The sequence below is a fragment of the Streptomyces sp. V3I7 genome, assembly GCF_030817495.1.
Taxonomy (GTDB): Bacteria; Actinomycetota; Actinomycetes; order Streptomycetales; family Streptomycetaceae; genus Streptomyces.
The window spans coordinates 5,863,504-5,881,622 of sequence record NZ_JAUSZK010000001.1 but is presented as its reverse complement, the minus strand read 5'-3'; the positions used below and the strand labels follow the sequence as shown (position 1 = coordinate 5,881,622).

The 18,119-nt window shown below is 71.7% G+C and carries 16 protein-coding genes and 1 pseudogene; 7 read left to right on the top strand and 10 right to left on the bottom strand.

Annotation, left to right across the window (positions count from 1 at the left end):
- Nucleotides 1-67: 67 nt before the first annotated feature.
- The 7 genes from QFZ74_RS27195 to QFZ74_RS27165 form a co-directional block, all read right to left on the bottom strand.
- Nucleotides 68-1,921: a DUF2207 domain-containing protein gene (locus QFZ74_RS27195; RefSeq protein WP_307623469.1), complete on the bottom strand. Its 1,854-nt coding sequence runs from the start codon at nt 1,919-1,921 to the stop codon at nt 68-70.
- 163 nt (nt 1,922-2,084) lie between these two features.
- Complete coding sequence (locus QFZ74_RS27190) at nt 2,085-2,657, bottom strand: GAF domain-containing protein (protein ID WP_307623468.1); 573 nt, start codon at nt 2,655-2,657, stop codon at nt 2,085-2,087.
- Between the two features lie 103 nt (nt 2,658-2,760).
- Nucleotides 2,761-3,363, bottom strand: a complete 603-nt coding sequence (locus QFZ74_RS27185) for an ATP/GTP-binding protein (protein ID WP_307623467.1) — start codon at nt 3,361-3,363, stop codon at nt 2,761-2,763.
- Nucleotides 3,341-3,712, bottom strand: coding sequence for a DUF742 domain-containing protein (locus QFZ74_RS27180; RefSeq protein WP_307624292.1), 372 nt, complete (start codon nt 3,710-3,712; stop codon nt 3,341-3,343). The genes QFZ74_RS27185 and QFZ74_RS27180 overlap by 23 nt, the downstream gene beginning before the upstream one ends.
- 2 nt (nt 3,713-3,714) lie before the next feature.
- Nucleotides 3,715-4,149 (bottom strand): roadblock/LC7 domain-containing protein, encoded by a 435-nt coding sequence (locus QFZ74_RS27175; RefSeq protein WP_307623466.1) that lies wholly within the window; start codon nt 4,147-4,149, stop codon nt 3,715-3,717.
- 95 nt (nt 4,150-4,244) lie between these two features.
- The gene (locus QFZ74_RS27170; protein ID WP_307623465.1) at nt 4,245-6,302 is read right to left on the bottom strand and encodes an ATP-binding protein; all 2,058 of its coding nucleotides are present in this window, start codon (nt 6,300-6,302) and stop codon (nt 4,245-4,247) included.
- 369 nt (nt 6,303-6,671) lie between these two features.
- Nucleotides 6,672-7,622, bottom strand: a complete 951-nt coding sequence (locus tag QFZ74_RS27165) for a 2-hydroxyacid dehydrogenase (protein WP_307623464.1) — start codon at nt 7,620-7,622, stop codon at nt 6,672-6,674.
- A 74-nt stretch (nt 7,623-7,696) separates the two neighbouring features.
- On the opposite strand from QFZ74_RS27165, the gene QFZ74_RS27160 reads away from it, so the two are divergent.
- Together QFZ74_RS27160 and QFZ74_RS27155 are read left to right on the top strand one after the other, a co-directional pair.
- A complete protein-coding gene (locus QFZ74_RS27160) occupies nt 7,697-9,019 on the top strand; it encodes an MFS transporter (RefSeq protein WP_307623463.1) in 1,323 nt (440 codons plus the stop codon).
- A 120-nt stretch (nt 9,020-9,139) separates the two neighbouring features.
- Complete coding sequence (locus tag QFZ74_RS27155; protein WP_307623462.1) at nt 9,140-9,901, top strand: IclR family transcriptional regulator; 762 nt, start codon at nt 9,140-9,142, stop codon at nt 9,899-9,901.
- A gap of 15 nt (nt 9,902-9,916) precedes the next feature.
- Here QFZ74_RS27155 and QFZ74_RS27150 read toward each other — a convergent pair.
- Nucleotides 9,917-10,257, bottom strand: a pseudogene (locus QFZ74_RS27150) (MBL fold metallo-hydrolase); the annotation flags it as partial.
- A gap of 328 nt (nt 10,258-10,585) precedes the next feature.
- On the opposite strand from QFZ74_RS27150, the gene QFZ74_RS27145 reads away from it, so the two are divergent.
- Nucleotides 10,586-11,374 carry an SAM-dependent methyltransferase gene (locus QFZ74_RS27145; RefSeq protein ID WP_307623461.1) on the top strand — a complete coding sequence of 263 codons (789 nt, stop codon included), beginning with the start codon at nt 10,586-10,588 and terminating at the stop codon, nt 11,372-11,374.
- Between the two features lie 223 nt (nt 11,375-11,597).
- On the opposite strand, the gene QFZ74_RS27140 is transcribed toward QFZ74_RS27145, so the two are convergent.
- Nucleotides 11,598-12,470: a helix-turn-helix domain-containing protein gene (locus QFZ74_RS27140; RefSeq protein ID WP_307623460.1), complete on the bottom strand. Its 873-nt coding sequence runs from the start codon at nt 12,468-12,470 to the stop codon at nt 11,598-11,600.
- A gap of 271 nt (nt 12,471-12,741) precedes the next feature.
- Here QFZ74_RS27140 and QFZ74_RS27135 point away from each other — a divergent pair, with 271 nt between their 5' ends.
- The gene (locus tag QFZ74_RS27135; RefSeq protein WP_307623459.1) at nt 12,742-13,677 is read left to right on the top strand and encodes an alpha/beta hydrolase; all 936 of its coding nucleotides are present in this window, start codon (nt 12,742-12,744) and stop codon (nt 13,675-13,677) included.
- Nucleotides 13,678-13,757: 80 nt separating this feature from the next.
- On the opposite strand, the gene QFZ74_RS27130 is transcribed toward QFZ74_RS27135, so the two are convergent.
- Nucleotides 13,758-14,975, bottom strand: a complete 1,218-nt coding sequence (locus QFZ74_RS27130) for an MBL fold metallo-hydrolase (RefSeq protein ID WP_307623458.1) — start codon at nt 14,973-14,975, stop codon at nt 13,758-13,760.
- 131 nt (nt 14,976-15,106) lie between these two features.
- Between QFZ74_RS27130 and QFZ74_RS27125 the strand changes: the two genes are divergently transcribed.
- From QFZ74_RS27125 to QFZ74_RS27115, 3 genes are all read left to right on the top strand, one after another.
- Nucleotides 15,107-15,778: a carboxymuconolactone decarboxylase family protein gene (locus tag QFZ74_RS27125; RefSeq protein WP_307623457.1), complete on the top strand. Its 672-nt coding sequence runs from the start codon at nt 15,107-15,109 to the stop codon at nt 15,776-15,778.
- Nucleotides 15,779-15,979: 201 nt separating this feature from the next.
- Nucleotides 15,980-17,158: a glutamate dehydrogenase gene (locus QFZ74_RS27120; protein WP_307623456.1), complete on the top strand. Its 1,179-nt coding sequence runs from the start codon at nt 15,980-15,982 to the stop codon at nt 17,156-17,158.
- 104 nt (nt 17,159-17,262) lie between these two features.
- Nucleotides 17,263-17,883: a TetR/AcrR family transcriptional regulator gene (locus QFZ74_RS27115; protein ID WP_307623455.1), complete on the top strand. Its 621-nt coding sequence runs from the start codon at nt 17,263-17,265 to the stop codon at nt 17,881-17,883.
- Nucleotides 17,884-18,119: the final 236 nt, after the last annotated feature.

Sequence of the window (18,119 nt, the reverse complement as noted above, 5' to 3'; positions counted from 1 at the left end):
CGGCCCCGGTCCATCGAGGTTTTCTTAAGCTCGGCCGCAGGTTTCCTTCACGTGCCTGCTGCCGGGGTCACCAGGAGCCGCCTCCGCCCCCACCTCCGCCGCCCCCGACGGAGTAGTCGCTGCTGGAACTGGAGTTGGAGCTCGATGTGGACGAACTGCTCGGCGGAGGAGGCGGTGGGGTGGTGGTCGAGGAGACCGCCTTGAGCATCGCGTAGGCCATCAGGGTGCGGTACAGCGGCACGCGGGCCGGCCGTTGCGGGGAGGGGGCGGGCGGCGGCACCGTCGACTGCTTCACCGCCTCGGACCAGCGGTCGGCGGCGCCGAGCGCCACGGCCCAGGCGGTGTAGTGGTCGAGTACGCCCGCGCCGGCCGCCTCCTCCACGTGCTGGGCGCCGGCTCCGGCGAGGTAGCGGCGGAAGGACTCCAGACGGAGCCACAGCGCCGAGCCCTTGGGTGTACGCGCCATCAACTCGCCGGACCAGGCGAACAGTGCGACGCCGGCGCCCGCCAGCGCCGCGCCGACGGGAAGCAGGATCGCCCAGTATCCGTGCGGGCGGCCCGCCGCGACTCCGGCGACGATCGTGGCGATCAGGCCGACCGGGGTGCCGAGCAGGCCGATGGTCTGGAGTCGCCCCTCGAGCGCGCCCCGGCCCGGCTCCCACAGGTCGTCGCCGTCGTCGCGCCAGCGTTCCAGATCGGAGGCGATCTTCCGCCAGGCGGTGCTGAAGAGACGGTCGTAGCCGCCGCCGAGGTGCAGCGAGTCGCGGCCCGCGAACGCCTGGTCCAGCACCTCCCTGACTTCGCGGTCGGTGCGCGGGACCTCGTCCCGCGAGGGGCGGGTGAGCGTGGGGAAGGACTCGTTGTCGTCCATGACGACGTATCCGTCGATCACGGCCTTCAGCAGCCACGCCACCTGATGCCGGGGCAGGACCTTCTCCGTGAGCAGGACGCCGCCCTGGGCCGGGGTCAGCCCTTCGGGTGGGGATGAGGTCTCGGTGACCAGGCCGCCGAGGCGCGTGACGTCGACGCGGCGTGTCGCGCCGGTCGCGTCCGCGGCGATCGCGTCCGCGGGGGTCACGTCCGCGGCGGCTCCGGGCAGCACATCGGCCGGCACCCGTTCACGCCCGCCCAGTCGCAGCGCCCACCCCGTCAGAAGCCCGGCGGCCAGGGCGATCGCGCCGGCCAGGAGCCCGACCCGCAGCGGGCCGGGGCGCTGGATGGACAGGACCGGCCCGGACGGCTCGGCAGGCGACGGCGGGACCGTGGCGGCGCCGCCCGCGGAGGCGGCGTACAGCGTGGCGCCGCGACCCGCGTCGAGGTGGTCGAAGCCGAGCGTGAGGTGGCCGGGCGAGGGCTGACGGGCCTGGCACGGGGACCGGGAGCCCTGCCGACCGCTCACACACCGGACGTCAGCGAAGGTGTGTGGCCCGGTCACATGGATCTCGACGTGCTCCAGCGGAACCAGCCATCCGGTGCCGACCGCGTTCCAGGCGAGCTTCCCCTTGGGGGCGATGTCGTCCAACTGGTACTGAATGCGGTAGCGGTGAGCGCCGGTCACCGTGCGGTCGGCGTCGCCGATGAGGATGCGGGTCTCGCCGTTGTCGCCCATCTCGGCCTGGAGTTCGTACGGCACCGGCTCGCCGTCCATGGCAATGTGCACCTTGGCCTCGTCGGCGTCGCCCGGCAGTCCGGGGACGTCCCGGAAGATGCCGTGCCGGTCCTCGTGTCCGAAGTCGTAGTCGATCACTTCGGTGATGCGGGCGCGGCCGTCGGCGGACAGCTCGGCTGCTGCCCACATGCGGGCGACGCTCTCACTGCTCGTCTCGTACGCGCTCAGCATCGCGGCGCCGGCCAGTACGACCGCCGTGACGAGCACGGCCACCACGTTCCGGCGTCTTCGGCGCTTCACATCCGCCGTCATACCGTCCCCGAAGCCCTTCATCACGCCCCCCAGCTCAGCGGCGCGACCAGGCCCCGCCTGATCACGGACACGCCGCGAGGGCGCAGCCTAGCGCCGGAGTCCGGTGGCCGGGATGGGCGGGGAAGGAAAGAAATCAACAAGCGGGCGGGCGAGTTGGACGCGCTCAGAGCTCCGGGCTCTCCTCCCGCCGGGCGATCTCGGCGCCGAGTTCCGCCGCTGTCGTCTTGACGGTCTCCAGGCCGGTCGGTCCCCACCGGCGTGGCCGGGCGTCGGCGACGCAGACCGTGCCGAGGACGAAGCCCGTGCTGTCGAGGAGCGGGGCGCCGAGGTAGGCGTGGATGCCGTACTCGTCGACGACCGGGTTGCCCGCGAAGCGCGGGTAGTCGCGGACGTCGTCCAGGACGAGTGCCTTGCGTCGGACCACCACATGGGGGCAGAAGCCATGGTCGCGCGGGAGGGCGCGGGCGACCTCGGCCGGGGTGCCGTCGGCCTTGACCGCCGTACCGGCGGCGGGTGTGCGCAGGCCCGCGAAGAACTGCCGTTCCTCGCCCACGAAGTTGACCATGGCGTACGGCGCTCCGGTGATCCGGGCGAGATGGTCCGCGACGGCGTCGAGCGCGGGTTCAGGGCGCTCCCCCAGGCCCAGCCTGCGTAGGCGCCGGACGCGGTCGGGGGCATCCCTGTCCTCGGGGGTGAGCAGCAGGCCCCTGGCCGGCCGCGACGGCTCGTAGGTCATGTCCGGGCTCCCTCACTGTGGGCGTACTCCATATGTGGGCTGCGTTCAGGGGGTCGTGTTCGTGTGCGCCATCCATGGGTGTGACGTGGACTGTGTGCCGCGCTCACATGTGGTGGGCGCCGTGGGTGGGTGCGGCGGCCGGTGCGTACGCGAGGAGGTGGCGTACGAGGATGAGCAGGGTCTGGATGCCGGAACTGGAGATGCGCGCGTCGCAGCGGACGATCGGGATCGCCGGGTCGAGGTCTATGGCCGCGCGCACCTCCTCGGGGTCGTAACGGTAGGAGCCGTCGAACTCGTTGACGGCGACGATGAAGCCGAGACCCCGTTCCTCGAAGAAGTCGACCGCGGCGAAGCACTCCTCCAGGCGCCGGGTGTCGGCGAGGATGACCGCGCCGAGCGCACCCTCGGACAGCTCGTCCCACATGAACCAGAACCGCTCCTGGCCGGGCGTGCCGAACAGGTACAGAACGTGCTCCGGGTCGAGGGTGATGCGGCCGAAGTCCATCGCCACGGTCGTCTCGACCTTGTTCTCGATCCCGTCGAGGTTGTCGGTCGCGGCACCGGCCGTCGTGAGCAGTTCCTCCGTGCTGAGCGGGGCGATCTCGCTCACCGCGCCCACGAAGGTCGTCTTGCCGACCCCGAACCCGCCGGCCACCAGGATCTTCAGTGCGGTGGGGAACAGGTCAGAGCTGTCGTCGTAGTCCATCGAGCACTGCCTCCAGAAGGGACCGGTCAGTGGGGTTGTCATGGAACGCGGGGGGCTTGGCGGTCAGCGCCCCGCAGTCGACGAGGTCGGCGAGCAGCACTTTGGTGACCGCCGCGGGCAGTTTCAGGTGAGCGGCGATCTCGGCGACCGACAGGGGCGCGCGGCACAGGCCGAGCACCTGGGCCTGCTCGGGGCCGGGGTACCCGAGGGGGGTGGCCCCGGTGGTCATCACCTGCGACATGAGGTCGAGCGCGACGGTGGGCCGGGTGCGGCCGTTGCTGACCGTGAAGGGACGCACGAGCCGTCCGGCCGCGTCGTCGAGCCAGGGCCCGTCACCGACCGCACGCACGCTCAAGGCCTCAACGCCTGCGGTTCGACGGCGTGCTGCCGGGGCGCGGTCACCAGGTACGGCCGGACGCTCTTGACCAGCATCGCCATCTCGTAGCCGAGCACGGCGGCGTCGGCCTCCCGGCCGGCGAGCACGGCGAGGCAGGTGCCGGAGCCGGCGGTGGCGACGAACAGCAGGGTCGAGTCGAGTTCGACGACGACCTGCCGTACGTCCCCGCCGTCACCGAACCGGGCCCCCGCGCTGCGGCCGAGCGAGTACAGACCGGAGGCGAGGGCGGCCATGTGGTCGGCGCTGTCGGGGTCGAGGCCGTGCGCGGACTTCACGAGCCCGTCGCAGGACAAGAGCACGGCGCTGGTGGTGTGCGGTACGCGCTGCACGAGGCCGCTCATCAGCCAGTCGAGGTCGGATACCTGGGCGGTCGGCGCATCGCTCGCCATGGTCGATCGACTCCTTGGGGTACGAAGGCCAGCGGGAGCGCTGGTGGGGGGAGGTGGTCGGGTGTCTCGTCAGGGGGTGGCGGTGGCCGGGCTCTTCATCCGGCCGGGGTACTTCCGTCGGTTTCCATGTGGTCCGACCCCATGTGGCCCGAACCCATGTGGCCCGAACCCATGTGGTCAGGCTCCATGTGAGGGGTCTCCATGTGGCCGGGGCTCATGTGGCCCGCGCCGGTGTCCGTCCGGCCGAACTCGGGTGGGTCCACCAGGGTCGGCATCGTGTGGGCGGGCTCGGTGTGGGCGGGCTCGGTGTGGGTGAGTTCCATGTGCTGCTGGGTCTCCGCGAGGCCGACACCGCGCTGGAAGGCGGCGACCAGGCCGGGGTCGTGGCCCACCACGTTTTCGCTGTCCGGGCGCGGAACCGGGCCGTCCTTCAACTGGGGTGCGATGTGCTCCTGAGCGCGCCGGCGCGGCAGTTGAGGCTTGGCCATGGTGCCGCGCACCGCACTGCCGCCGAGGTTGGTGGGTGGCGCGGCCATGTGGTCGGCGTCCACGATCCGGTCGGCGGCCTGTACGCCGGGCACGGCGTGCGCGGGGTTGGGCCGCGCCTCCTGACCCCCGCGCACCGGCAGCGGCACGGGCGGTCCGTCGAAGGAACCGTCCCGAGCCCCCGGCACCTCGACCCGCCGCATCCCGCGCGGGTTTCCGTCCGGGCTGGCCGCATGGCCACCGGCTCCCGGCTGACCCCCATACTCCAGCCCCGGCTCCGGATCCGGCTCCGGCACTGGCGCCACCGGCCGTGCCTGCGGCTGGGATTGCGGACGCGGTCGCGGCTGAGACTGGGGATGCAAACGCGGCTGAGACTGGTGTTGTGGCCGCGGCTGCGGCTGTACCGGCGGCACCTCCGCCGCCTGCGGCACACCCTCATACGCCCCCGCCCCCGCCCCCGACGCCGTCCCCAACAACGCCTTCGGGATGACGAGTACGGCCTGGACCCCGCCGTAGATGTTGCTCTGGAGGCGGACGTGGATGCCGTGGCGGCGGGCGAGCTGGGAGACGACGTAAAGGCCGATGCGTCCGTCCGCCAGCATGCTGGCGACGTTGACCTGGTCGGGGTCGGCGAGCAGGGCGTTCATCCGGCTCTGTTCGCCGACCGGCAGCCCGAGTCCGCGGTCCTCCACCTCGACCGCGAGCCCGGAGGTGACGAGGTTGGCGCGGAGCAGCACCGGGGTCTGCGGGGCCGAGAACACCGTGGCGTTCTCGACGAGTTCGGCCAGCAGATGGATGACGTCGGCGACGGCGTGCCCGCGCAGCTCGCCGTCGATCGGCGGCACCAGCTTGACCCGGGAGTACTGCTCGACCTCGGCGATGGCCGAGCGCAGCACCTCGGTCATGGACACCGGGTTGCTCCACTGCCGGCGCGAGACGGCTCCGCCGAGCACGGCGAGGTTCTCGGCGTGGCGCCGGATGCGGGTGGCGAGGTGGTCCACATGGAACAGGCCCTTGAGCAGGTCCGGGTCCTCGATCTCGCTCTCGATCTCGTCGAGGATCGAGATCTCGCGGTGCACGAGGGACTGGAGCCGCCGGGCGAGGTTGACGAAGACCTCGAGCTTCTGTTCGCTCCCTGCGTGGCTGGAGAGCTGGGCGGCCTGCACGACGGCGGTGACGGCGCCGTCGTGGGCCCTGGCCAGGTCGGCGGCGAGCAGTTCGAAGGCGTCGGCGTCCTCCGGCGGCCCGCCGCGCGTCCTGCGCTGCGGCGGCCCCTCCCCGCGGCGGAGCGCCTCGACGAGGGAGCGCAGATCGGCCTCGCCGCGTGCGGCGTTGCGGCGCAGAACGCCGACGCGGTCGCTCACCGAGCGGGCGGCACGGCCCGCGGCGACGGTGGCGATCGCGATGCCCGCGATCGTCACCGAGGCGGCTCCGGCGAGGACGGCCCACAGCACGAGGCTGGGCCGTGCGCCGGTGGAGCGAACGGTGAACAGCACGGCGGCCGTGCCGCTGAGTGCGACCGCGAGGGGCGGCAGGACGGCGAGGCGCAGGAGTTGGGGGCGTATATGGGTCTCGGGCAGCGCGGAAGTGGGGCGGGGAGCCGGCCTGCCGTGCCGTCCACCCTCACGGCGGTCGGGGCGGGCGGCCGGTGCACGGAGGTGAGACATCGGTGTCCTCGTACTGGATGCTGGTCCGTCGGTCCTTTTTCCTCGCGTGGTGCGCGGTGCGTGGTGCGTGGTGCGTGGGCATACGCGATCGCTGTCCGGTCGTAAGAGCGCCCGGACAGCGGGCCCTGTGTCGACCGACGGACACTCACGGTAGTTGCCTGCGCATGGCGTTCGGAGGGCAGTTGGCAAACTCCCCCGCGCAGCGTCCCGCTTTGGTATTAAGCCTCGTACGGCCGACCGATAATCGCGTTGAATTCCCGTAAGAAATGGGATGAATATCGATCCGACTCGATCAGAAATGACAGCCGATAATCATCAAGGGCCGGTACGCGGATGCGCGCACCGGCCCTTTTCCCGCCAAAAGCAGGATCAGCCGCGAGAGAAGGCGTTGCGGAGCGGCTGCCCCTCGGCGAAGCGCCGGACCTGGTCGACGATCAGACGCTCGGCGCGGGGGCGGAACGCGGCCGAACCGCCGCCGACATGAGGAGTGATCAGCACGCCGGGGGCGTGCCGCAGAGGGTGGTCGGCGGGCAGCGGCTCGGGGTCGGTGACATCCAGGGCCGCGCGCAGCCTGCCGCCGCGGGTCTCGGCGAGCAGCGCCTCGGTGTCGAGCGTGCGGCCCCGGCCGACGTTGACCACCAGCGCCCCGTCGGGCAGCGCGGCCAGCTCCTTGGGGCCGAACAGGCCCACCGTGCCTGGGTTCTCGGGCAGCACGAGGACGACGATGTCGGTCTGCGGCAGCAGCCGCGGCAGGTCGGCGACGGCGTGGACGCCCTGCTCGGGCCGGGCACGCCGGGCGACCCGCACGACCTCGGCCTCGCAGGCGAGCAGCCGCTGCTCCAGCGCGGCGCCGATGGAGCCGTACCCGAGGATCGTCACGCGCGAGTCGGCGAGGGAGCGCGTGAAGTGCGGGTTCCAGCGGCCGGCGGTCTGGTCGGCGACCCACTGCGGCAGGTCCCGCTGTGCGGCCAGGATCAGCCCGAGGGCGTGTTCGGCGGTGGAGGCGTCGTGCAGCCCGCGGCCGTTGTGCAGGGCGACCCCGGCGGGCAGGAGCGGCGCGAGCTTCTCCACCCCGGCGCTCAGAGACTGCACCGCGCGCAGCCGCGGCAGCCGGGGCAGCAGGCGGTCTGCGCCGGGCACGGCGTAGGGCATCACCCACAGACCCATGCGGGCCAGGACGTCGGCGGCGGGTTCGGTGCCCGGCATCACGCCGTCCCAGACGTGCACCTCCACACCGTCGGGCCAGGGGCCGTACCGCCGGTCCAGGTCGGCCCACGGGAGCAGGACGCCGGTGGCGGTGTGGTGAAGGTCTCTGGTCATCGGACTCTCCTTCTCGTACCGTGCTTCCCGTCCAGTGAAACACTTTCCATCTCACGGAAAACAGGGGGTCTGGGATGACAGCGACGTCACCCGCCACCGACACCGGGGCACAGCCCGCGCAGGCCGGGTTCTGGCGGTCCGCCCGCGCCCGGTATCTGATGCCGGTCGCCTTCGTCACGTACTCGCTCGCCTATCTCGACAAGTCCAACTACGCGATCGCGTCCGCCGGCGGCATGGCCGAGGACCTGCGGCTGTCCGCCGGGACGGACTCCCTCATCGCCGCGTCGTTCTTCCTCGGCTACTTCTTCTTCCAGATCCCGGGGACCATCTACGCCGAGCAGCGCAGCGCCCGCCGGATGGTCGCCTGGTCGACCGTGGCCTGGGGACTGCTCGCGGTGACGCAGGGCCTGCTCAGCAGCCCCACCCAGCTGATCGCGGTCCGCTTCGCCCTGGGTGTCGTCGAGGGCGCGGTGCTGCCGTCGATGGTCATGCTGCTCGGGCGCTGGTTCACGCGCGGCGAGCGCGGACGCGCCAACACCCTGCTCATCCTGGGCAATCCGGTCACCGTGATGTGGCTGTCGGCGGTCTCCGGCTGGCTGGTGTCGGTCTCCGACTGGCGCGTTATGTTCATCGCCGAGGGAGCGCCCTCGGTGGTCTGGGGCCTGTGCTGCCTGTGGCTCATCAAGGACCGCCCCGAGCAGACGCAGCGACTGCCCGAGCACGAGCTCGCCCTGCTGCGCGCCGACCTGGCGGCCGAACAGGCCGCGGCACCGGCGGTGACCGGCTCCCTGCGCGAGCGGTACGGCCGCGTGCTGCGCTCCCCCGCGGTGCTCACCATGGCCGCGCAGTACTTCTTCTGGTCCTTCGGCATGTACGGCTTCGTCTTCTGGCTGCCGGCCATCATCAAGAAGGGCTCCGGCGAGGGCATCGGCGCCACCGGACTGCTCACCGCGATCCCGTACGCCTGCGCTGCCGTCGCCATGCTGCTCAACTCGCGCCTGTCCGACCGCTCCGGCCGTCGCCGGGTGGCCGTCTGGCCGTGGCTGGCCTGTGGTGGCGTGGCCCTGGTCGGCTCGTACGCGGCCGGCGCCCACTTCGCGCTGGCCCTCTGCCTGCTGGTGGTGGCGGGGCTGTGTCTGTACGCACCGTACGGCCCGTACTTCGCCCTGGTCACCACCCTCGCCCCGCCCGGGATCGCGGGCGCCGCCGTCGCGCTCGTCAACTCCTTCGGCGCGCTGGGGTCCTTCGCCGGGACGTATCTGGTCGGCTGGGTGCGCGGCACCCCGCTGGGCGACGCGGGCGCCTTCGGCATGATGGCGGCCTGCGCGCTGATCGCCGCCGCCCTGACCCTGGCCGTGCCCGAGCCCGCGACGCCCCGTCCGGTCCCGGTACGGTGATCGTCGTAGCGGCGGCCGGCCCGGCGTCATGACGGCGGCCGCCGCACCCCCACCCCCCACTCCTCCGTCGCGACACGCGCGTCAGCGGCGGCGGCAGCACCGAACACGGAGGCGCACACGGTGCCCACACCATCCGGCGACGACATGCTGGGCCGGGGGCTGCGGCTGCTCACCGTACTGGCCGAGCATCCCGCCGGTCTCGGCGTGAGCGCCGCCGCCCGCGCCGCGGACCTGCCCGTCAGCAGCGCCCACCGGCTCCTCGGCCGGCTCGTCGAGGAACGGTTCGCCACCTACGACGAGAACGCCCGGCGGTACGCCCTGGGCGCGCGTGTGCTGGAGCTCTCCCGCGGGTTCCAGCGCTCGCCCGCCGGCTACTCCGCCGCGGCGGGCCCGATGCACCGGCTCGCCGCACGCACCGGGCTGCCCGTCATCGCGGGCATCCTGCACGGCAGCGACGTCCTGCTCGTCCTCTCCGCCCAGGGCACCCAGCACATCCAGCTGCGCAGCGCGGAGGGCACCCGCAACCCCTGGCACGCCACCGCCCTCGGCAAGGCCATCGCCGCCGGGCTCCCGGAACAGGAGCGCGAGCGGCTGCTCTCGGGCCCCCTCCCGGCGATGACGCCCCGCACCATCACCGACCCCGACCGGCTCCGCGCCGAGCTGGCCCTCGTACGGGAGCGCGGCTGGGCCGAGGTCGACGAGGAGAACGAGATCGGCGTCCGCTCGATCGCGGCCGCGCTGCCCGACCCCCCCGAGGGCACCCGGCCCCTGGCCATCTCCCTCGCCGCCACGGTCATCCTCACCGAGGCCGGCCAACTCCGCGCCCACGCCCCCGCCTTGCGGGAGTGCGTGGAGGACGTGGCCGCACGCATGTCCCCCTGAGCGGCGGCCAGCCGGTCACCGCTCTGCGTCGAAGTCGAGATCGTCCCGTCGTACGTCGGCACCGTCCTCCTCCGCCCGGGACCCGCGCCACGGTCGGGCGAGAGGCCGGGACACCCCGCGTCACCACGGGTCCTCGGGCAGCTTCCCGGCCAAATCGAAGGACTCGCCGGGCCGGGGCGAGGTGACGGCCTGGCCCACTGTTTCTGCGGCGTCCCGGGTCCCCTCCCCGGCTCGGCCCACGCGTGGAACGCCAGGCTGAAGGCCCCCCAGTGGATCGGCGGCAGCACGCCGTGCGGCGCCCCGCCCTGGAGGTCGAGGTGGGCGCGCATGCCTTCCTCGGGGGTCATGTGGATGTCGGACAACATGACGCACTATCAGGCTTCAGGGCTTAAGCCACGTGTCGAGACGGCAACTGTGGCTCCACAGCCAGTGACGACCACGCGAACTCGCCGTTTCGGCCAAGGCGACCGCATGCGGCGGCCAGCCACTCATCAGCCGCGTGAACAACGCCGGGGCAATACGCCTGGCGCCCGGCGCACCACTTGAGCGTGCGACCATCGAGCGACAACTCTGCGCGAGGGCTTGGCCAATGGCACAATCGCAATGCCCTCTACCGCCTCACCCACAGCGCACGAGACGACCTCGGTGAGTCGGTCAGCGACCTAGTACACGCTGGAGTCATGCATGACGGCAGACCCCTCCTCCGAAAGTCGCATCGACACGAGCAGGCCCCACCCGGCACGCGTCTACGACTGGCTGCTGGGCGGCAAGGACAACTATCCGGTCGATGAGGAGGTGGCGGAGCGGCTGCCGCCGGAAGCGCGTCTCAACGCCATGCGCAACAGGGCGTTCATGCACCGCGCGGCGGCCTGGCTGGCCGGCAACGGCATCGACCAGTTCCTCGACATCGGTACGGGCATCCCGACCGAGCCGAACCTGCATCAGATCGTGCAAGGCATTGCGCCCTCGGCGCGCATCGCCTACGCCGACAACGACCCCATCGTGCTGCGGCACGCGGAGGCTCTGCTCGTCAGCAGTCCCGAGGGAAGCACCGACTACATCGAGGCCGACGTACGGAAGCCGGGGACCATCCTCGACCACGCCCGTACGTTCCTGGACTTCACCCGGCCCGTCGCGCTGTCGATGATCGCGCTGATGCACTTCATCACCGACGACGAAAACCCCTACGGTCTCACGCGGACGCTTCTCGACGCGCTGCCCTCGGGCAGTTACTTCATGTTCTCCCACGGCACCACCGATGAGCACCCGCACCTCGCCAAGTCGGTGAACACGACCTACCGCAAGGGCGAGATCCCCCTGCGCATGCGTACGCGGGCCGAGATCGAGCCGTTCTTCGAGGGGCTGGAACTGGTGGCTCCAGGGCTGGTCACAGCGACCAAGTGGTACAAGGATTCACCGGCTCCCGCCCAGGAGCTGAGCGGCTTCTATGTCGGCGTAGCCCGCGTGCCGTGAGGTCTCTCGCGTCCGAGGGCAGCAGCGGGCAGCTCAGGTCGGCGGGCCTGCCCGGCCACCGACGCCACTCCCCTGCTCCCTCAGCGCCATCCGCAACCGGCTCCGCCCGTGGCAGCGGCGCGTTCTCGACCCGCCGACAAGGCGACGCGCCACGGCCAACTGCCCGGTTCACACCCCGGCCACAACACAGCGGCAATGGCAACGAAGTTGGACGTGCTGATACTCAGCGTGGCCCGGGCCTGGTCCGGTCGGACCGTTCGGTGTCCGCGACCCAGGAGGCGAGTAGGCGCAGGCCGTCATGGGAGGGCGTGTCGGGATCGGCGGTGTAGGTGATGAGCTGCTGATCGGGATCGACGACGCAGGTGAGGGTGTTCCAGTCGAGGGTGAGGTCACCGGCGATCGGATGGTGCAGCACTTTGGTGCCCATGCCGCGGACGGCGACGCGGTGGGCGCCCCACCAGCGGCGGAAGTCCTCGTCCTGCACCGAGAGTTCGCCGACCAGGGCAGTCAGTCGTAGGTCATGGGGGTCGCGGGCGGCCTCCATGCGCAGCTGGGCCACGCCAGTCTGGGCGACCTCCTCCCAGTCCCGATACAGCGCCCGCACCGCCGGGTCCATGAAGACCATTCGGACGTAATTGCGCTGCTTTTCGGGAATCCTCGCGAAGTCACCGAGGAGGGCGGCCGCCATCGGATTCCAGGCGAGAACGTCCATCCGCCGGCCCAGGACCATGGCCGGGATGGTGTTCAGGTCGTCCAGCAACTGCTGCAGCTGTGGCTGGATCTTCTGCGGCGCCTGCCGGCGCGGCCGGACTGCGTCCTTGCCAGCCAGCTCGAACATGTACGCCCGCCCGTCCTCGTCGAGCCGCAGGACCCGGGCGATCGTGTCCAGCACCGCCGCGGATCCCTGGCGGCGCCCCTGCTCCAGGCGGGTGTAGTAGTCGGTGCTGATCGACGCGAGCAGGGCCACCTCCTCCCGGCGCAGGCCCTTGACCCGCCGCCGGCCGCCGGGTTCCGCCAGCCCCACCATGGCCGGGCTGAGGTCCATCCGCCGGGCCTTGAGGAACTCGCCCAGCTCGCTGCGGTTGCTGCTTCTCATGGCTCATTCTTACAGCGTGGGTCTCCTCTTGTGAGGGGGCCGGTCTTGTCCCCGGACAGTTTTGTCGGGGGACAAGACCGGCCCATTGCAGAGGTATGCGGCGCATGCCAACTTGAATATGCGGCCCGCCGGAATTGCTGGCCATCAAGATGAACGACACCTGTCTGGCGATCCAGTATTGCGGATCTCCAGCGAGAGCATTTCGGCATCACATGCCGATCGCTCGCAGGTGGCACCAGCGGGAGTACACCGCTCCCGGAGGAGACACTCAATGAGCAACGACAACGTCAAGCCGGTCCGTATCAAGGGCTTGGCTTGGGACATCGCGGCGGACATCTACTTCCCGCCGGGATTCGACGAGACCCAGAAGTACCCCGCGATCATCAGTGCCCATCCGACCGGCAGCTGCAAGGAACAGACCTCGGGCAACGTGTACGGCACGGCGCTGGCCCAGCACGGGTTCGTCATGATCGCGTTCGACGCCGGCTTCCAGGGTGCCAGCGGCGGCGAGCCACGATTCACGGAGGACCCGGGCTTCCGGGTGGGGGACTTCAGCTACGTGATCGACTACCTGGTCACGCAGCCGTACGTGGACGAGAACCGCATCGGTGTCCTCGGCATCTGCGGCGGAGGCGGCTACGCCATCAGCGCCACGATGACGGAGCGGCGGATCAAGGCGCTCGGCACAGTCGTCGCGGGCAACGTCGGCCGGCTGATGCGTGAGGGGTTCGTGAACTACGACCCCATTGCCGCGCTGGAGGCCATCGCCGCTCAGCGCACGGCCGAAGCCCGCGGCGCGGACGGCGTGGTCAATGACCTGCTCCCCGCATCGCCGGAGGCGGCCAAGGAGGCCGGCCTGGCCGAGATCGACCTGTGCGAGGCGACCGAGTACTACAAGACCGATCGCGGTAGCGCTCCGCACGGCACCACCAGCTTCCGCTTCTCACGCCAGGCCGCCCTGGTCAACTGGGATGCCTTCGACCGGGCCGAAGTGCTGCTCACCCAGCCGATGTGCATCGTGATCGGAGACCGGCCGGGCGGCTTCGGCTCCTACCGTGCCGGCTTCGAGATTTACGGCCGCGCCGCGTCCAAGGACAAGGAACTGGTCGTCGTCGAAGGTGCGTCGCACTACGACCTCTACGATCAGCCCGAGCCGGTCGAAGAGGCGCTGAGCCACCTCGTCCCGTTCTACAAGAAGCACCTCTGACACCGACTCGTGGTGGGCGGCCCCGATGCTGGAGCCGCCCACCACGGACCGGGGAGCGTCGGCTCGGCCTGAACCGCTGGTCAGCGGCCCTTTTCGGTGGACTCAAGGATCGCGACGCACTCCTCGTCGCTCCGCTCCTCAGCGGCAGCAGCCGACACCATCGGTCGCGGTCGGCGCCACGGGTGAGCGATCGGGTGGGACACGGACCGCCACCACGAGTCCGTGGGAACCTGCCCGGCCGGCTCGAAAGGCTCACCCGGCCGAGGAGAAGCAACGACCTGCCCGACCTCCTCAGCCGCGTCCCTGGTCCACTCCCCCGGCTCCGCCCACGCGTGGAAAGCCAGGTTGAAAGTCCCCCAGTGGATCGGCATCAGCACGCCGTGCGGCGTCCCGCCCTGGAGGTCGAGGTGGGCGCGCACGCCCTCCTCCGGGGTCATGTGGATGTCGGGCCAGTACGCGCTGTACGCCCCGATCTGGATCATGGTGGCGTCGAACGGGCCGTGCGCTGCGCCTATGTCCTTGAAGCCATCGAAGTAGCCGGTGTCACCGCTGTGGTAGATCCGGTGCTCCTCGCCGGCGACGACCCAGGACGCCCAGAGCGTGTGCTGGGTGTTGCGCAGCCCTCGGCCGCAGAAGTGGCGGGCCGGGGTGGCGGTCAGGGTGAGTCCGCCGACCTTGGTCGCCTCGTGCCAGTCCAGCTCGCGCAGCCGGTCGGCGGAGACGCCCCAGCGCTCCAGGTGGGCGCCGACGCCGAGCGGCACGGCGAACAGGGTGTCCGTGCCGGCCAGCGCCTTGATCGTGGGCATGTCGAGATGGTCGTAGTGGTCGTGCGAGATGACCACGACGTCGACCGGGCCGAGCGCGGCGAGCGGCAGCGGCACCGGGTGCAGCCTCTTGGGCCCGGCGAACGGGAACGGGGAGCAGCGCTCGCCCCAGACCGGGTCGAAGAGCACCCGCTGCCCGTCGATCTCGGCGAGCACGCTGGAGTGGCCGAGCCAGGTCAGCCGCAGCCCGGTGGCGGCCGGCCGGGCCAGGTCGGCAAGGGTGGTGGCGTGGACCGGGATCGCGCCGCTCGGGGCGCGGCGGGGCCGCTGGTCCTTGTCGAAGTAGAGCTTCGCGAACTCCAGCATCGACGCGGACGGGCGGGTCGAGGCATGGCCGCCGGGGTTCTGGAAGATGCCGTCCTTGAAGTGGGGCGATCTATGGATGCGGGCCAGCCGGTCACCGCTCGGGTCGGCGCCGAAGGCAGCGGGCCGCAGCGCGCGAAGCCCGGAGCTCGAAGAACGCGAGCCGGTCACGGCACCTCCTGGTGGAGTGGGTCGGAGCATCCATTATGGTCCGCGGGTCTGACAGTGCGGGGTGCCCTTGGCCCGTCCCTCGCCTCTCGGCGTTCCTCCCGCGTTCCTCCCGCGCGCGGGGCCGGCACCGGATGTCACATCCGCACGGCCCCGTCCGTCGTACGGGTGAGGACGCCCGTACCGAGGCGTCCGGACCCGCGTTCCAGGAGGTGGCCCCCGTGGCCCGCGTCTCGCTCACCCCGCCCCGCACCCTCTTCTTCCGGCTCGTCGACTGGTACAGCCGGCGCACGTACGGCAAGACCCTCGACCCCGCCCTGGCCCTCTCGCACAACCCGCGCGTGCTCTGGAGCTACCTGCGCTACGAGCAGTCGCTCGCGAAGTGGAACAAGCTCGACCCCGGTGTGAAGGCGCTCGCCGAGATGGCGACGGCCGCCGCGGTCGGCTGCTCGTGGTGCATGGACTTCGGCTACTGGGTCAGCCGGGAGCACGGCATCGCGGCCGAGAAGGTGCACGACGTGCCGGTGTGGCGGGACAGCGACGTGTACACGCCGCTGGAGCGCGACGTGATGGCGTACGCCGAGGCGATGACGGCCACCCCGCCCACCGTGACCGACGACCTCGTCGACCGGCTGCGCGGCGAACTGGGCGAGCCCGCGCTGGTGGAGCTGACGGCGATGGTGTCGGTGGAGAACCTGCGCTCGCGCACCAACTCCGCGCTGGGCCTGACCAGTCAGGGCTTCAAGGACGCCTGCGAGATCCCGGCCGGCCGGACCGCGCAGCACTCCACGGCACCGCGCGACTGACGCCCCGTCCGGGCGGATTGACAGGGCCCCGCCACCCCAACACACTGACCGGTGGTTCAGTAAGTGCCGTCCCGCGGACCGATGCGCTGTTTCTCCGCCCCGGTCCCGCTCGACCCCCTCGATCCGAAGCCGCGTGACGTCGTGGACCTCGCCCGAGCGCATGCTGGGGCCCGCCCCGACCGCCCTCTCCCAGGAGACCGCATGACCGCTCCGCTGATGTCGCTCACCTGGACCGACCACGTCACCGGACGCCAGGGCTTCCTGGTCGTCGACCGGCTGGTGCGCGGCGTGGCCAGCGGCGGTCTGCGGATGCGGGCGGGCTGCACCCTGGAGGAGGTCACCGGGCTCGCGCGCGGGATGACCATGAAGGAGGCCCTGCACTACGACCCCGAGGGCCGGTACGTCCCCCTCGGCGGCGCCAAGGGCGGCATCGACTGCGATCCCCGGGACCCGGGGGCGTACGAGCTGCTCGTGCGCTACCTGCGCGCCATGCGGCCGTACGTCGAGAGCCTCTGGACGACCGGCGAGGACCTCGGCCTCACCCAGGACCTGGTCGACCGGGCCGCCGCCGAGGCGGGACTCGTGTCGTCGATCCAGGCCGTGTACCCGCTGCTCGACGACGAGGCCACGGCCCGCAAGCGGCTCGCGGACGCCTTCGCGGTCGAGGTGGACGGCATCGGCCTCGACGAGCTGGTCGGCGGCCGCGGGGTCGCGGAGTCCGCGCTCGCGGCCCTGGACCGGGCCGGGGTGCCGTACGCCGGGACGCGGGCGGCGGTGCAGGGGCTGGGCACCATGGGCGGGGCGACGGCGCGCTTTCTCGCGCGCGCGGGGCTCACCGTCGTGGCCGTCGGCGACGTCAAGGGCACCATCGCCAACCCGGCCGGCCTCGACGTCGAGGCGCTGCTCGCGGCGCGCGACGCGTACGGCACCGTGGACCGCTCCGTCCTGCGCCCCGACGACCGCGAACTGCCGGGCGACGCCTGGCTGTCCGCCGACGCGGAGGTGCTGGTGCCCGCGGCGGTGTCGTACGCGATCGACGCGGCGAACCAGGAGCGCATCACCGCCCGCTGGATCGTCGAGGCGGCCAACATGCCGGTCCTCCCCGAGGCGGAGGAACGGCTGGCCGCGCGCGGGGTGACGATCCTGCCGGACGTGGTGGTCAACTCCGGTACGAACGCCTGGTGGTGGTGGACGCTGTTCGGCGACATCGGCCCCGACGCGGAGGAGGCGTTCGCGTACACCCGGCGTTCGATGCGCGCCCTGATCGACCTGATGCTGACCCGCGCGGAGCGCGACGGGACGACCCCGCGGGCCGCCGCGCACGCCATCGTGGCCGACCGGCTGCCGGTCATCGCGGAGCGGTACGGCTGGTATCGGTGACGGTGGCGTGAAACGCGTCCCCGCAATCCCCACATCGCACGCGAACGCCCCCAACGGATGGGCGAGTTCAGCGGCGTCCGTGATCACTGGATTAGGGTGACGGCGTGGCGAGAGTGCGGTTGAGCGTGCCGGAGCGGCGGGAGGCGCTGCTGCGGGCCGCCGTCGAGCAGATAGAGGCGCGGGGCGTGGCGGCGGTCAGGATCGCCGACGTGGCCTCGGCGCTGGGCGTGAGCAACGCGCTGGTGCTGTACCACTTCTCGACCAAGGAGAAGCTGATGGCCGCCGCGTTCGCCTTCGCGGCGGAGGGCGACCTCGCCCACCTGCGCAAGCTGCTGAGCAGGCGTACGACCGCGCTGCGCCGGCTGCGCTCGGCCGTGCGCTGGTACGCCCCCACGGGCCAGGCCAAAGGGTGGCGCCTGTGGGTCGAGGGCTGGGCGGCGTCCCTGCGTGAACCCGCTCTGCGCGAGGTCACCGGCAATCTGGACGACCGGTGGAAGGCCGCGCTGGCCGAGGTCATCTCCGAGGGCGTGGCAGCGGGCGAGTTCGCGTGCCCCGACCCACCGGCCACCGCCCTCCGCCTGACCGCCCTCCTCGACGGCCTGGCCGTCCAACTGACCTCGTACGCGGGCAAGGTCCCGCGCGCCCGGGCCCAGGAGTGGGTGGACGAGGCGCTGGCTCGGGAACTGGGGCTGGAGCGTGGCGCGTTGAGCGGACGGGAGGACTGAGCGGCCCTGATGCGGGGGAAGTGACGCGCTGCTCGCCGCCGTGCAGCGCGATGGGGCGCGGGTGGCCGTCGAGTCGCCGGGGGTCCTGCGCCACCGCGAGGAGGGCACCCGGCGGCCGGTCAGCGCGGCTGCCTTCACCGCCGACGTCCTGGTCAGGGGCGGCTCGCTCCGCCGTGAGTGTCGGCTCGGCGATCGCCAACTGACGGGTGACGCGTCCGCGTTCAGGGCCCAAGACC